Here is a 13,616-nt window from a genome sequence, read left to right as displayed (position 1 = left end):
GGGTCAGGGCACCTGACACGGAGGGAGACGGACGTGCACGTGGTGGTGTTCGGAGCCGCGGGCGGCGTGGGCCGGCACGCGGTGCGGCTGGCGGCCGAGCGCGGCCACACGGTGGTCGCGGTGGCCCGCCGCCCGGTAGGGCACGCGGGGGTGGAGGAGCGCACCGGGGACGTCCGCGACGCCGTCCTGGTCGCGAAGGCGGTGGAGGACGCCGACGCCGTCCTGTGGTGCGTCGGCGTGACCAAGGGCTCCGGCGGGGACGTGGGCCGCGCGGCGCTGCCCGGGCTGGTGACCGCCATGGGCGAGGCCGGTGCGCGCCGGTTCGTGGGCGTCTCCGGGGCCGGCTGCGACCTCCCGGGTGACCGCAAGGGCGCCGGGGCGCGGTTCGTCTCCGGCCTCACCCACCGGCTGGCCCGCGACGTCGTCGAGGACAAGGAGGGCGAGTACCGGCTGCTCGCCGCCTCGGACCTGGAGTGGACGCAGGTGCGCCCGCCGCGGCTGGCCGACCGCCCCGGCACCGGCCACTACCGCCTGACCACGGAGGCGCCCGGGCTGCGTGCCGCGCCGCTGGCCAAGGCCGACGCCGCCCTGGCCATGGTCGAGCTGGCCGAGGGGCGCGAGTGGCTGTCGGCGGCGCCGTTCGTCGTGGCCGGCGACCGGTGACCGTCCTCGTCGCCGGCGCCACCGGCACGGTCGGCGGCGAGGTCGTCCGCCGGCTGGCCGCGCTCGGCGCCGACGTGCGCGCCGGTGCGCGCGACCCGGAGCGGGCGGCCGCGGCGCTCCCGGCCGGGGTGCCCGCCGTCCGGCTCGACCTGGAGGACGCCGGCAGCTGGCCGGCCGCCCTCGACGGCGTCGAGGCGCTGTTCCTGCTGCGCCCGCCCGACGTCGCCCGGGTCGAGCGGCTGCAGCCCTTCCTCGACGCGGTCGTCGCCGCCGGGGTGCGGCGGGTGGTCGTGCTGTCGGTGCAGGCGGCCGGGCGCAACCCGCTGCTGCCCCACCGGGCCCTGGAGAAGCGGGTGGAGGCCACCGGCCTGGCCTGGACCCACCTGCGGCCGGCGAACTTCTACCAGAACCTGCTCACCGTGCACCGCGAGGAGATCCGGGACCGGTCGCGGATCTCGGTGCCGGCGGGCAACGGGCGGACCGCGCACGTCGACGTCCGCGACCTCGCCGAGGTGGCCGCCGCGGCGCTCACCGGGCCGGGACACGAGGGACGCGCCTACGAGCTGACCGCCCGGGAGGCCCCGACCTTCGCCGAGATCGCGGCCACCCTGTCGGCGGTGCTGGGCCGCCCGGTGGTCTACCCGCACCCCGGGGTGGTCGCCTTCGCGCGGGAGAAGCTGGGCGAGGGCACGCCGCCCGGGATGGTCCTGGTGATGACCCTGCTGTTCTCGACCAGCCGGCTGGGCCTGGCCGCGCGCACCACCGGCGACCTCGCGCGGCTGCTCGGCCGGGACCCCACCACGCTGCGGCAGTTCGTCGAGGACCACGCCGACGCCTGGCGGCCGGAAACCGGTTGAGCCCGTCCCTACCGTCGGCGGCATGACCACCGCCCCCGTGCTCGAGCCGGTGCACCGTCCGGAGGACGGCGAACTCGTCGGCCACCTGGCCGCCGCGCCGTGCGACGGCGGGTGGACCGCGCACGCCGTCCCCGGCACGCCGCTGCGCGCCTTCGCCACGCGCGAGGAGGCGATGTCGTTCCTGCGCGCCCGCGGGCTGGCGCTGCTGGCCGAGCGGTGGGAGTACCGCCCGGCCGACGGCGGCGAGCCGCGCACGGCCTGGCTGGTGGAGGCCCGACCCGGCGCCGTCGTCGTCCGGTTCGGCTACGACCCCGCGTCGGTGACCCTGACCGGCGCGGACCTGGAGCGGCTGACCCCGGCATAGCGGCCGACCGGCCGGCGTTCCGCGGGTGTGAGCAGCCCGCGGGACGTCGACGTCGTGGTGGTCGGGGCGGGGCAGGCCGGCCTGTCCGCCGCGTACCACCTGGCCCGGCAGGGCTTCGCGCCCGGCAGCGGCTTCGTCGTCCTCGACGGCGACGCCGCACCCGGCGGCGCCTGGCAGCACCGCTGGCCCTCGCTGACGCTGGCCACCACCCACCGGGTGCACGAGCTGCCGGGGCTGCCGTTCGAGCCGGCGTCCGAGGACCTGCCCGCCGCCGAGGCGGTGCCGGCCTACTTCGCCGAGTACGAGCGGCGCTTCGACCTGCCCGTGCAGCGGCCGGTTCGGGTGTCCGCGGTCCGCCGCACCGGCGACGGCCGGTTCCTCGTCGAGTCCGACGCCGGCACGTGGCGGGCGCGCGGCGTCGTCAACGCCACCGGCACCTGGACCCGCCCGTTCGTGCCGCACTACCCGGGTCAGGAGACCTTCCGCGGCCGGCAGCTGCACACGGTCGGCTACCGGGGGCCCGCGGAGTTCGCCGGGCGGTCGGTGGTGGTCGTCGGTGGCGGCGCGTCGGCGGTGCAGCTGCTCGGCGAGATCGCCCCGGTCGCCCGCACCACGTGGGTGACCCGCCGGCCCCCGGTCTGGCGCGAGGGGCCCTTCGGCGAGGAGCAGGGCCGGGCGGCGGTCGCGCGCGTGGCCGACGCCGTCCGCGCCGGCCGGATGCCCGGCAGCGTCGTCGGCGTGACCGGCCTGGTGGTCACCCCCTGGGTGCGCCGGGCGCTCGACGACGGCGTCCTGACCCGGCTGCCGGTGTTCGAGCGGATCACCCCCGACGGCGTGGCCTGGGACGACGGCCGGTTCCTCGCCGCCGACGTGCTGCTGTGGGCCACCGGCTTCCGCGCCGCCGTCGGCCACCTCGCGCCGCTGCGGCTGCGCACCCGCGACGGCGTGATCCCCGTCGAGGGCACCTCCGCCGTCGGCGAGCCCCGCCTGCAGCTGGTCGGCTACGGCCCGTCGGCCAGCACGATCGGCGCCAACCGGGCTGGGCGCGGCGCCGCGGTGACGCTGCGCCGGCTGCTGGCCGCGGACGACCTGCCGCGCACCGCCTGACCCGCCCCGGGCGCTCCCCCACCGCTCGGTCGGGGGCGGATCAGGGTCGGGTCGGGGGAACGCCCGGATGTGCCGGGCACCCCGCCGGCGGGAGCCTTCCGGTCCATGACCTCCTCCCCTTCCCCCTCCCGGCGGTGACCCCGTGATCGTCGCCACCGAGCTGACCAAGCGCTACGGCGACCGGGTCGCCGTCGACGGCGTCTCGTTCACCGTCCGCCCGGGTCGCGTGACCGGGTTCCTCGGCCCCAACGGCGCGGGCAAGTCGACGACGATGCGGATGGTCATCGGCCTGGACCGACCCACCTCCGGCACGGTCACCGTCGACGGCGCCCGCTACGCCGACTCTCCCGCCCCGCTGCGCGCGGTCGGCGCGCTGCTCGAGGCCCGCGCCCTGCACCCGGGCCGCACCGCCCGGGCGCACCTGCGCTGGATGGCCGCCAGCAACGGCATCCCGGCGGCCCGGGTCGAGGAGGTGCTGGGCCTGGTCGGGCTGGAGGCGGTGGCCGGCCAGCGGGTCGGCCGGTTCTCCCTGGGCATGGGCCAGCGGCTGGGCATCGCGGCGGCGCTGCTCGGTGACCCGCCGGTGGTGGTGCTCGACGAGCCGGTCAACGGCCTGGACCCCGAGGGCATCCGCTGGGTGCGCACCCTGGCCCGCGACCTCGCCGCCGAGGGCCGCACGGTGCTGGTCTCCAGCCACCTGATGGCCGAGATGGCGCTGACCGCCGACCACCTCGTCGTCGTCGGCCGCGGCCGGGTGCTGGCCGACTGCTCGACCGCCGAGTTCATCGCCGAGCACGCCGCCTCCTTCATCCGGGTGCGCTCCCCGCAGGCCGGGCGGCTGGCCGAGCTGCTCCGCCGGTCCGGCGCCGACGTCACCCGCGACGGCGACGACCTGCGCGTGCAGGGCGTCGACACCGCGACCACCGGCGAGCTCGCCGCCGGCGCCGGTCTCGTGCTGCACGAGCTCGGCCTCGTCACCTCCTCGCTGGAGGAGGCGTTCATGACCCTGACCGCCGGCAGCGTCGAGTACGCCGCCGCCCGCCCCGCCGAGGTGACCCGGTGACCGCTCCCGCCCTGGCCGCTCCCCGCACCGCCCCGCTCCCCCCGGGCGGCACCTCGCTGCCCCGCACCGTGCACGCCGAGTGGATCAAGCTGTGGTCGGTGCGCTCGACCGGCTGGTCGGTGGCGGCGATGGTCGCCCTCGGCGCCGGTCTCACCACCCTCGTCTGCGCCCTGGTCGCCCCCGACCTCGCCGCCGGGCAGACCGGCGAGCCGGTCGGCGCGTTCATCACCTGGGGACTGCTGTTCGCGCAGGTGACCGCCGTCGTGCTCGGCGCGCTGACGGTCACCAGCGAGTACGGCACCGGCATGATCCGCGCGACCCTGGCCGCCACCCCGCGCCGCGGCACGGTGCTGGTGGCCAAGGCGCTGGTGCTCAGCGGCACGCTGTTCGTGGCCGGCGTCGTGACCGCGTTCCTCGGCTGGCTCGGCGGCAACGCCTTCCTGTCCGCCGAGGGCATCGGCATCGCCCTGGGCGACGACGGGATGCTGCGTTCGCTGCTCGGCAGCGGCCTGTACATGGCCGGGCTCGGCCTGCTCGCGATGGCCGCGGGGCTGCTGCTGCGCTCGACGGCCGCCGTCGTGTCGGTGGTGCTCGCGCTGGTGTTCCTGGTCGGCAACCTGGTGATGCTCCTGCCCGGCGCGCTCGGCGAGTGGCTGACCAAGCTCATGCCGGGCAACGCCGGCTCCCGGATCGCCACGCCGGAGACGTTCAACCCGCTGCTGCTCGAGCCCTGGGCCGGGTTCGCCGTGTTCGCCGTCGAGGTCGCCGTCGTGCTCGCGGTCGGGGCGCTGGTCTTCACCCGCCGCGACGCCTGAGCACCGCCCAGAGCAGGGACCGCCCGGCAGCCGGGGGCGGCGGGCGGGCACAGTGGAGGGGTGACCTCCCCCGATCCCGCCGCCCTCGGCCGCGAGCGTGCCGGCCTGCTGCTGAGCCGACTGGAGGACGGCGACGGCCCCGGTGCCGACGCCGTCCTCGCCGACGTCGACGAGGTGCGCGACCTCGTCTACGTCGGCGCCGCGCTCACCTCGCTGGCCCGCACCGAGGGCCGGGCGCTGCCGCCGGCCCAGCGGGCGCAGGCCAACACCCGCCAGCTGCGCCTGGGCGGCGTCCGCGACGCCGCCCGCGACGACCCGGCCGCGCTGCGGGCCTGGCTGCGCCGCTCGGCCGAGGAGGTCCTGCTGCTGCGGTCGCTGCGCGCGGCCGCCGACCGCATCGCCGGCTGAGCCGCCCCTAGGCGGGGACCGGCGCCGCGTCGTCCGCGGCCCGGGACCGCGCCGGGACGACGGCGGCGGTCCGGGCCTCGAGGTGCACGCCGGCGATCATGCAGCGCACCGACCCGCCGGCCAGCTCGACGGTGGGCACCGCGACCGGCAGCAGCCGGGCCGAGGCCTCGATCAGCCGCCGCTGGCCGGTGTCCAGGCTCGCCGCCGCGCGGGCTGACAGCGCCAGCACCGGTCCGTCGCTGCCGAGCACCTCGATGGCGTTGCCGGCGAACTCGCCGATCTGCCGGGCCGTCAGCGGCACGACGGTGCGCCCGCCGGCGGCCAGCCGGGTGCACAGCTGCTCCCGCTCGGCGGCCGAGGGCAGCATCTCCAGGGCCACCAGCGCGTACTCGCCGCCGACGCTCATCATCACGTTGGTGTGGTAGATCGGCCGCCCCGCGGCGTCCACGGCGTCGAAGACGACCGGCTCGTAGCCGAAGACGCGGCAGAAGCGCTCCAGCGCGACCGGGTCGACCCGCCGCGAGCGCGCGACGTAGGCGACCCGGTGCACGTGGTCGAGCACCATCGCGCCGGTGCCCTCGAGGAAGACGCCGTCGTGCTCGAGGCCGGACAGGTCGACCACCTCGTGCACCCGGTAGGCCGCCTTGAGGAACTCGACGACGTCGCCGCGCCGCTCCCGGCGGCGGTTGGCCGCGTACATCGGGAACAGCGCGACCCGCCCGTCGGCGTGGGTCGACAGCCAGTTGTTCGGGAAGACGCTGTCGGGCCGGTCGGGCTCGGGGTCGTCGAACAGGTGCACCCGCACCCCCACGCCCGTGAGCGCATCGGCCAGCGCGGTCACCTCGTCGTGCGCGCGGCGGGCGAGGACGGCGGGGTCCCCACCGACCTCCGCGGCCTGGAAGGCGTTGTCGGCCAGCGTCTGCGGGTTGGGCTGGAAGGCGTGGGGCCGGACCAGGACGACCGCGGCGGGTGCCTGGCCGGAGAGGTCCGGCGCCGTCACGAGGGGATCGGCGTGAGCGCCGCGACCATCCCGAACAGGTCCTTGGGGTCCTCGGGCTCGGCCACGAGGTCGATGTCGTCGACCCACGGCGTGCCGCGCACCGCGTCGCGCACGTAGCGCAGCGCGGACAGGTCCTCGATCGCGAAGCCGACCGAGTCGAAGAGGGTGACCTGCTCCGCGGAGGTCCGCCCCGGCCGGCGGCCGGTGACGACCTCCCACAGCTCGATGACCGGGAAGTCCCGCGGCATGGCCTGGATCTCGCCCTCGACCCAGGTCTGCGGGGGGAACTCGACGAAGACGTCGGTGTCCTCGCGCAGCAGGATGGCCGGGTCGAGCTCGGTCTTGCCGGGGCAGTCGCCGCCGATGGCGTTGAGGTGCATGCCCGGCTCCACCCACTCGGTGGACAGCACGGTGGCGCGGGCCTTGTCGGCGGTGCAGGTGGTGACGACGTCGGCGCCGCGGACGGCGTCCTGGGCGGAGCGGGCGACGCGCACGCTGAACCCGAGCGGCTCGAGGTTGCGGACGAGCTTGTCCATGGCGGCGGGGTCGGTGTCCCAGACGGCGACGTCGTTGATGCCGAGGGCCGCGCGCATGCCCAGCGCCTGGAACTCCGACTGGCTGCCGGCGCCGATGAGCGCGAGCGTGGTCGAGTCGGGCCGGGCGAGGTGGCGGGCGACCATGGCCGAGGTCGCGGCGGTGCGCAGCGCGGTCAGCAGCGTCATCTCGGCGAGGAACACCGGGTAGCCGTTGGACACGTCGGCCAGCGCGCCGAAGGCGCTGACGGTCTGGAAGCCGCGGGCGGGGTTGCTCGGGTGACCGTTGACGTACTTGAAGGCGTAGGTCTCGCCGTCGCTCGTGGGCATCAGCTCGATCACGCCGAAGGGCGTGTGGCTGCCGACCCGGGCGATCTTGTCGAAGGACTCCCAGCGGCGGAAGTCGTCCTCGATGTAGCGGGACATCCCGTCGATGATCCGCTGGGGGCCGGTCTCTGCGGTCCAGCGGACCATGTTGCGCACGTCGACGAACATGGTCATACCGAAACGGTATGACTTGGCGATCTGTACACACAATGAGCAGGGAGCGCGCGTCATGCTCGCGGGTCATACGACTTGAGCGACGCCGCTGTACGGTCTGCACATGGCCGACCTCAGTGACCTCGACCGGCGGCTGCTCTCGGCGCTGCGCGAGGACGGCCGGGCCCCGGTGGCCGAGCTCGCCCGGCGGCTGGGGGTCACCCGCGCGACGGTGACCAGCCACCTCGACCGACTGGTGGCCGACGACGTCATCGTGGGCTTCACCGTGCGGGTGCGCGACGAGGCCGCGGCCGGCGGCGTGCGGGCGGTGTCGCTCGTCGAGGTGGAGGGCCGCTCCACCGACGAGGTCATCCGGCGGCTGCGCGGCTTCCCCGAGATCGAGTCGATGCACTCGACCAACGGCGCCTGGGACCTGGTGGCCGAGCACCGCACCACCGACCTGGTCGCCTTCGACCGGCTGCTCAACCGGATCCGGTCGGTGCCCGGGATCATCAACAGCCAGACCAGCCTGCTGCTGACCTCCGTGCTGCGCTGACCGTCAGGCCGGGCGGGCCGGACGGGTCGCGACGCGGGCCAGCGGCAGTCCGGCGAGCAGCACGCCGGCGACCAGCACGTAGGTCCCCGGCAGACCCAGGCCCGCGGCGACCAGGCCGAGGGCCAGCGCACCGGCCGCGGTGCCGGCGTCGAAGGCGGCGTTCCACAGGGCGCTGGCCGCCGTCGACCCGCCCTCCCCCGCGCGGGCGAAGGCGGTGACCAGCGTCAGGTTCTGCACCGCGCCGTAGCCGGCCCCGAAGACGGCGGCCCCGGCGAGCACGACGGCGTCGCCCGTGCCGGCCTCCAGCGGGCCCAGGCCCAGTGCCACCGCGCCGAGCCCGGCCGCGCCGACGACCAGGGCCACCGGCAGCAGCCGGCGGGTGCCGACCCGGTCGGCGAGCAGGCCCGCGCGCCAGCGGAACAGCGCGCCGGTGACCCCGAACAGCAGCAGGCCCGTCGTGGCGAGGGCGCCGTCGGGGCGCTCGATCGGCAGGAAGGTCATCAGGCCGCCGCCGGCGAGGGTGACCAGCAGCAGGACCGCCGACGGCGCCAGCGCGGCGCGCACCGCCGCCCGCGAGGAGCCGCCGGCCGCACCCTCCCAGTGCACGGTGCGGGCGAGCCCGGGCACCAGCGGCAGGGCGAGCACCGGGGAGGCGGCCAGCCAGGCCAGCCAGGCGGCGTGCCCGTCGAGCACCAGCGCCACGCCCGCGGGCACGGCGAGCAGGTTGGGCACCGCGATGGCCAGTCCGTACAGGCCGATGGACTCGCCGCGGCGGCCGGGCGGGGCGACCTGGGCCGCGAGCACCGCCCCGAGCACGGTCAGCACCGCGAAGCCGGCACCGCGCACCGCCGACACCACCGACAGCCACAGCACGCCGTCGTCGAGGACGTAGAGCGGTGAGGGGGCGCCGAGGAGCAGCAGCCCGCCGGCGAGCACCGGCCCGAGGCCGTGGCGGGCGGTGAGGGCGGGCACGACCGACTGCCCGGCGACGGTCACGAGCAGGAACACGGCGGTGACCACGCCGGCGGTGTCGGCGGAGGCGCCGCCCGCGACCGCGTAGGCCGGGAGGGAGGCCAGCGTGAGGCAGTAGCCGGCGAAGCCGAGTCCCGTCGCGCCGACCAGTGCCCGCATCGCCGGCAGCCGCCACAGCGACGTCCGGTCCCGCGTCGTGCTCTCGGCCATCCCGTTCCTCTCCGCGGGCGCGGTGCCCGACCCACGAGCATGACCGGCACCGGGCGGGTGCGCCGGACCGGGTAGGCAGTGCGGGTGCCGCTGCTGACCGTGGGCCACGGGCCCGACGACCGCGCCCGCCTCGGCGCCCGGCTGGCCGCGGCGGGGGTCGGGTGCGTGGTCGACGTCCGGCGGTTCCCGGGCAGCCGCAGCAACCCCGACGTGCGGCGGGAGGCGTTCGAGGAGTGGCTGCCGGCCGCCGGCATCGGCTACCGCTGGGAGCCACGGCTGGGCGGGCGGCGCCGGCTGCCCCCGGGCGAGCCGGTCGAGGACGGCTGGTGGACCGTCGGGCAGTTCGCGGCCTATGCCGTCCACACCCGCACGGCCGAGTTCGCCGCCGCGCTCGACGACGTGCTGGCCGAGGCGGCGGCGGGCCCGGTCGCGGTGATGTGCAGCGAGAGCGTGTGGTGGCGCTGCCACCGGCGGATCGTCGCCGACGTCGCCGTCCTCGCCCGCGGCGTCGCGGTGGACCACCTTATGCCCGACGGCCGGCTCGCCCCACACACCCCGTCCGCCGGCGCCGTCCTCGGCGACGACGGCCTGCTGCACTGGCCGGGCTGAGCGGCGTGCCCGGCGGGTGGCGTGGCGTCCTCCCCCACCGTGCGGCGTCCTCCCCCACGGTGGGACGTGAGGGAGGACGCCCGACGATCAGGTCACCTGATCGTCGCGGTCACCCCATGTGCGGGTAGCGGTGGTCGGTCGGCGGGACGAACGTCTCCTTGATCGACCGGGTCGAGGTCCAGCGCTGCAGGTTCTGCGCCGCACCGGCCTTGTCGTTGGTGCCGCTCGCGCGGCCGCCGCCGAAGGGCTGCTGACCGACGACGGCGCCGGTCGGCTTGTCGTTGACGTAGAAGTTGCCGGCCGCGAACCGCAGCACCCGCTGGGCGTGCGCGATGGCCGCCCGGTCCTGGGCGATGACCGCGCCGGTCAGCGCGTAGGGCGCCGCCGACTCCATCTGGGTCAGCACGGTGTCGTAGTCGGCGTCGTCGTAGACGTGCACGGCGAGGATCGGCCCGAAGTACTCGGTGGTGAACACCTCGTGCCCCGGGTCGGTGCCCTCGATGACCGTCGGCCGGACGAAGAAGCCCTCGGAGTCGTCCTTCTGGCCACCGGCGACGATCGACAGCGCCGGGTCGTCGTCGACCCGGTCGATGACGCCGGACAGCTTCGAGAACGACCTCCGGTCGATCACCGCGCCCATGAAGTTCGAGAAGTCGGTGACGTCGCCCATCGACAGCGACTCGGTGGTGTCGACCAGGTCGTCGCGCAGCCGGGTCCACACCGACCGCGGCACGTAGGCGCGCGAGGCGGCGGAGCACTTCTGCCCCTGGTACTCGAACGCGCCGCGGACCAGCGCCGTGCGCAGCACGTCGACGTCGGCCGAGGGGTGGGCGACGACGAAGTCCTTGCCGCCGGTCTCGCCGACGACGCGCGGGTAGCCGCGGTAGTGGGCGATGTTCTCGCCCACCGTCCGCCACAGGTGCTGGAACACCGGGGTCGACCCGGTGAAGTGGATGCCGGCGAGGTCGCGGTCGGCGAGCACCACCTCGGACACCGGGATGCCGTCGCCGGGCAGCATGTTGATCACACCCGGGGGCAGGCCGGCCTCCTCCAGCAGCCGCATGACGAAGTGGGCGGCGAACTGCTGGGTGGGGGCGGGCTTCCACACCACGGTGTTGCCCATGAGCGCCGGCGCGGTCGGCAGGTTGCCGGCGATCGCGGTGAAGTTGAACGGCGTGACCGCGTAGACGAAGCCCTCGAGCGGCCGGTGGTCGCTGCGGTTCCACACGCCCGGCGAGGACACCGGCTGGGCGGACACGACCTCGCGGGCGAAGTGCACGTTCCAGCGCCAGAAGTCGACCAGCTCGCAGGCGCTGTCGATCTCGGCCTGGTAGGCGGTCTTCGACTGGCCGAGCATGGTCGCGGCGTTCAGCGTCTGCCGCCACGGCCCGGCGAGCAGGTCGGCGGCCTTGAGGAACACCGCGGCGCGGTCGTCGAGGGACAGGTCGCGCCAGGCCGGGGCGGCGGCCTTGGCGGCGGCCACGGCCTCGGTGGCGTCGGCGTGCGTGGCGTGCGCCGAGGTGCCGAGCACGGCGGCGTGCCGGTGCGGCTGGACGACGTCGAAGCGTTCGCCGCCGGCCATGCGCTGCTTGTCGCCGATGGTCGCGGTCAGCTCCAGCGGCTCGGCGGCCAGCTCGGCCAGGCGGGTCTCGAGCGCGGCGCGCTCCGGGGAGCCGGGGGCGTAGGTGAGCACCGGCTCGTTGTGCGGCGGGGGGACGCGGGTGATGCCGTCCACGGCATGCCTCCGGGGGGAGAAGGGGTCAGCGGGTGACGAGGGCGCGGAGGAAGAAGCGCAGGTTGGCCGGGCGCTCGGCCAGCCGGCGGACGAAGTAGCCGTACCAGTCGACGCCGTAGGGGACGTAGGCGCGCACGCGGGTGCCGGCCGCGGCCAGCCGGCGCTGCTCGTCGACGCGGATGCCGTGCAGCATCTGCACCTCCCACGAGTCGGCGGCCCGGCCGTACTCGGCGGCCAGCCGCTGCGCGAGGTCGACCATCGCCGGGTCGTGGCTGCCGACCATCGGGTACCCCGGCCCGCGCATCAGGATGCCCAGGCAGCGGGCGTAGGCGGCGTCCACGTCCTGGCGGTCGCGGAAGGCGACCGCGGCCGGCTCGTCGTAGGCGCCCTTGACCAGCCGCACCCGCGAGCCGGGCACCGCCAGCGCCCGGACGTCGTCCTCGGTGCGGCGCAGCGCCGACTGCAGCACCGCACCGGTGCCCGGGTGGTCGCGACGCAGCTCGGCCAGGATCGCCAGGGTGGAGTCGACGGTCGAGGAGTCCTCCATGTCGAGGGTGACCGTCGTGCCGATCGCGGTGGCCCGCTCGACCACCGGCCGGACCATCTCCAGCGCGACGTCGTGGCCGCCGGGCAGCGCCTGCCCGAAGGCGGAGAGCTTGACCGACACCTCCGCGTCGGCACCGAGGCCCAGCGGCGCCAGCCCGTCGAGCAGCGCGAGGTAGGCGTCGCGGGTGCCGCGGGCCGTCTCCGGGTCGGTCACGTCCTCGCCGAGGTGGTCGAGGGTCACCGCGATGCCCTCGCCGGTCAGGCGGGTGACGACGGCCAGCGCCTCCGGCAGCGTCTCGCCGGCCACGAACCGCTCGACCACCTTCCGGGTGACCGGCGTGCCCACCAGGGCGCGGCGCAGCGCCGGGCGCCGCGAGGCCCCCAGCAGCACGGTCTTCGTGGAGAGCACCTGAACCGACCTCCGTCCCGTCCGGACACCAGCGTCCGGTACCGACGCTAAGGACCCCCCGGGCCAGCCGCCAGGGACAGTCGTACGTCGCCGCGTCATACATTCGTACGATGCGCGACGACCTGCAGGACGTCGTCGACGAGGTGGCCCGGCTGCTCGGCGCGCCCGCGACGCTCGAGGACACCGACTTCACGCTGCTGGCCTTCGCCGCGCACCCGCTCGACGACGGCACCGCCATGGACGCCGTCCGCACCCGCTCGATCCTCGGCCGGGGGTCCACGCCGGCGACCCGCCGCTGGTTCGAGGACCTCGGCATCGCCCGGGCGCAGGGGCCGCTGCGCACGCCCGCCGACCCCGACGCCGGCATCCTCACCCGCCTGCTGCTGCCGGTCCGGCACGAGGGCCGCACCCTGGGCTACCTGTGGCTGCTCGACGGCGGCCGCACCGACCCCGCGGGCACCGGCGACCCCGCGCTGGCCGCGGCGCTCGACCTCGCCGCCCGCGCCGGGGAGCTGCTGGCCCGGCGGCGCGCGGACGACGACCTCGCGACGGCGCTGGCGGCCGTGCTGGGCGCCGGCTCCGGAGCCGGGCGGGAGCAGGCCGGCGCCGTGCTGGCCGCCCGGTTCGCCGGCGCCGCGGTGGCCCTGGTGGCGCTGCGCCCGCCCGGCGGCGCGCTGCCGCGGGACCGCCGCCTCCCCGCGGGCGCGGCGGTGCTGGAGGGCGCCGGCGGGCGCAGCGAGGTCGCCGTCGCCGTGCGGCTGCCGCGGGCGGCCGACGCGCGCGCGGCCTGCGCCGCGGCGGGACCCCTGCTCGCCCGGCTGCCCGCGGGCAGCACCGCGGGGGTGTCCGACCCGGCGCCGGGGGTCGACGGCCTGCCCGGCCGCTGGGTACAGGCACGGGCGGCCGCCGCGGTCGCCGCCGTCGTCCCCCGGCTGGCGCCGGTGGCCGCCTGGTCCGGGCTCGGCGGCTGGCGGGCCGCCGCGGCGCTGCCCGGACCGGACCCCGCCGTGGCGCCGCTGCGCGCCGAGCCGACGCTGGCCGCCACCGCCGAGGCCTACCTGGACGCGGCCGGCAGTGCTGCCCGCACGTCGGCCGCGCTGGGGATCCACCGGCAGACGCTGTACTCCCGACTGGGCCGGATCACCGCCCTGACGGGGCTGGACCTCGCCGACGGCGACACCCGGCTGCTGGTGCACGCCTCGCTGCGCCGCGCCCGGCTGGGATGAGGTTGCAGAGAGCATCCGTCCCGCCGCGACGGCGCACCGGTGCTGACCTACCCTCGGGTGGCT

The 13,616-nt window shown here is 76.6% G+C and carries 15 protein-coding genes; 10 read left to right on the top strand and 5 right to left on the bottom strand.

From position 1 onward, the window contains the following. Positions 1-33: 33 nt before the first annotated feature. From ACI79O_RS14575 to ACI79O_RS14545, 7 genes are all read left to right on the top strand, one after another. On the top strand, positions 34-663 hold the full coding sequence (locus ACI79O_RS14575) for an NAD(P)-dependent oxidoreductase (RefSeq protein WP_456914508.1): 630 nt from the start codon (positions 34-36) through the stop codon (positions 661-663). Then, positions 660-1,520, top strand: coding sequence for an NmrA family NAD(P)-binding protein (locus ACI79O_RS14570; RefSeq protein ID WP_456914507.1), 861 nt, complete (start codon positions 660-662; stop codon positions 1,518-1,520). Before ACI79O_RS14575 ends, ACI79O_RS14570 begins: the two co-directional genes overlap by 4 nt. 22 nt (positions 1,521-1,542) lie before the next feature. Continuing rightward, the gene (locus tag ACI79O_RS14565; RefSeq protein ID WP_456914506.1) at positions 1,543-1,884 is read left to right on the top strand and encodes a hypothetical protein; all 342 of its coding nucleotides are present in this window, start codon (positions 1,543-1,545) and stop codon (positions 1,882-1,884) included. A gap of 27 nt (positions 1,885-1,911) precedes the next feature. Then, positions 1,912-2,991: an NAD(P)-binding domain-containing protein gene (locus tag ACI79O_RS14560; protein WP_456914505.1), complete on the top strand. Its 1,080-nt coding sequence runs from the start codon at positions 1,912-1,914 to the stop codon at positions 2,989-2,991. A gap of 142 nt (positions 2,992-3,133) precedes the next feature. After that, positions 3,134-4,054: an ABC transporter ATP-binding protein gene (locus ACI79O_RS14555; protein ID WP_456914504.1), complete on the top strand. Its 921-nt coding sequence runs from the start codon at positions 3,134-3,136 to the stop codon at positions 4,052-4,054. Next, positions 4,051-4,869: an ABC transporter permease gene (locus ACI79O_RS14550; protein WP_456889639.1), complete on the top strand. Its 819-nt coding sequence runs from the start codon at positions 4,051-4,053 to the stop codon at positions 4,867-4,869. Before ACI79O_RS14555 ends, ACI79O_RS14550 begins: the two co-directional genes overlap by 4 nt. Before the next feature lie 60 nt (positions 4,870-4,929). Next, the gene (locus ACI79O_RS14545; RefSeq protein WP_456889641.1) at positions 4,930-5,277 is read left to right on the top strand and encodes a hypothetical protein; all 348 of its coding nucleotides are present in this window, start codon (positions 4,930-4,932) and stop codon (positions 5,275-5,277) included. A 7-nt stretch (positions 5,278-5,284) separates the two neighbouring features. Here ACI79O_RS14545 and ctlX read toward each other — a convergent pair whose 3' ends face one another. Next, positions 5,285-6,277, bottom strand: coding sequence for a citrulline utilization hydrolase CtlX (ctlX, locus tag ACI79O_RS14540; RefSeq protein WP_456914503.1), 993 nt, complete (start codon positions 6,275-6,277; stop codon positions 5,285-5,287). Next, positions 6,274-7,311 carry an ornithine cyclodeaminase gene (locus tag ACI79O_RS14535; RefSeq protein WP_456914502.1) on the bottom strand — a complete coding sequence of 346 codons (1,038 nt, stop codon included), beginning with the start codon at positions 7,309-7,311 and terminating at the stop codon, positions 6,274-6,276. The genes ctlX and ACI79O_RS14535 overlap by 4 nt, the downstream gene beginning before the upstream one ends. Before the next feature lie 103 nt (positions 7,312-7,414). Here ACI79O_RS14535 and ACI79O_RS14530 point away from each other — a divergent pair, with 103 nt between their 5' ends. After that, positions 7,415-7,846 carry an Lrp/AsnC family transcriptional regulator gene (locus ACI79O_RS14530; protein WP_456873465.1) on the top strand — a complete coding sequence of 144 codons (432 nt, stop codon included), beginning with the start codon at positions 7,415-7,417 and terminating at the stop codon, positions 7,844-7,846. A 3-nt stretch (positions 7,847-7,849) separates the two neighbouring features. On the opposite strand, the gene ACI79O_RS14525 is transcribed toward ACI79O_RS14530, so the two are convergent. After that, positions 7,850-9,028, bottom strand: coding sequence for an MFS transporter (locus ACI79O_RS14525; RefSeq protein ID WP_456914501.1), 1,179 nt, complete (start codon positions 9,026-9,028; stop codon positions 7,850-7,852). Between the two features lie 84 nt (positions 9,029-9,112). Between ACI79O_RS14525 and ACI79O_RS14520 the strand changes: the two genes are divergently transcribed. Further along, on the top strand, positions 9,113-9,637 hold the full coding sequence (locus ACI79O_RS14520; RefSeq protein ID WP_456889648.1) for a DUF488 domain-containing protein: 525 nt from the start codon (positions 9,113-9,115) through the stop codon (positions 9,635-9,637). A 109-nt stretch (positions 9,638-9,746) separates the two neighbouring features. On the opposite strand, the gene pruA is transcribed toward ACI79O_RS14520, so the two are convergent. Continuing rightward, the gene (pruA, locus tag ACI79O_RS14515) at positions 9,747-11,372 is read right to left on the bottom strand and encodes an L-glutamate gamma-semialdehyde dehydrogenase (RefSeq protein ID WP_456889650.1); all 1,626 of its coding nucleotides are present in this window, start codon (positions 11,370-11,372) and stop codon (positions 9,747-9,749) included. A gap of 25 nt (positions 11,373-11,397) precedes the next feature. Then, complete coding sequence (locus ACI79O_RS14510; RefSeq protein WP_456914500.1) at positions 11,398-12,327, bottom strand: proline dehydrogenase family protein; 930 nt, start codon at positions 12,325-12,327, stop codon at positions 11,398-11,400. A gap of 110 nt (positions 12,328-12,437) precedes the next feature. On the opposite strand from ACI79O_RS14510, the gene ACI79O_RS14505 reads away from it, so the two are divergent. Next, complete coding sequence (locus ACI79O_RS14505) at positions 12,438-13,553, top strand: PucR family transcriptional regulator (RefSeq protein WP_456914499.1); 1,116 nt, start codon at positions 12,438-12,440, stop codon at positions 13,551-13,553. The last annotated feature ends 63 nt before the right edge of the window (positions 13,554-13,616 follow it).

The organism is Geodermatophilus sp. SYSU D00696 (assembly GCF_054050235.1).
Note: the sequence above shows the minus strand (reverse complement) of the source record. Positions and strands in the feature narration are given on the sequence as shown.

Excerpts from the sequence above, each read along its gene's own strand:
- ACI79O_RS14530 (WP_456873465.1), top strand. The coding sequence starts at position 7,415 with ATGGCCGACCTCAGTGACCTCGACCGGCGGCTGCTCTCGGCGCTGCGC.
- ACI79O_RS14505 (WP_456914499.1), top strand. The coding sequence starts at position 12,438 with ATGCGCGACGACCTGCAGGACGTCGTCGACGAGGTGGCCCGGCTGCTC.
- ACI79O_RS14535 (WP_456914502.1), bottom strand. The coding sequence starts at position 7,311 with ATGACCATGTTCGTCGACGTGCGCAACATGGTCCGCTGGACCGCAGAG.
- ACI79O_RS14525 (WP_456914501.1), bottom strand. The coding sequence starts at position 9,028 with ATGGCCGAGAGCACGACGCGGGACCGGACGTCGCTGTGGCGGCTGCCG.
- ACI79O_RS14565 (WP_456914506.1), top strand. The coding sequence starts at position 1,543 with ATGACCACCGCCCCCGTGCTCGAGCCGGTGCACCGTCCGGAGGACGGC.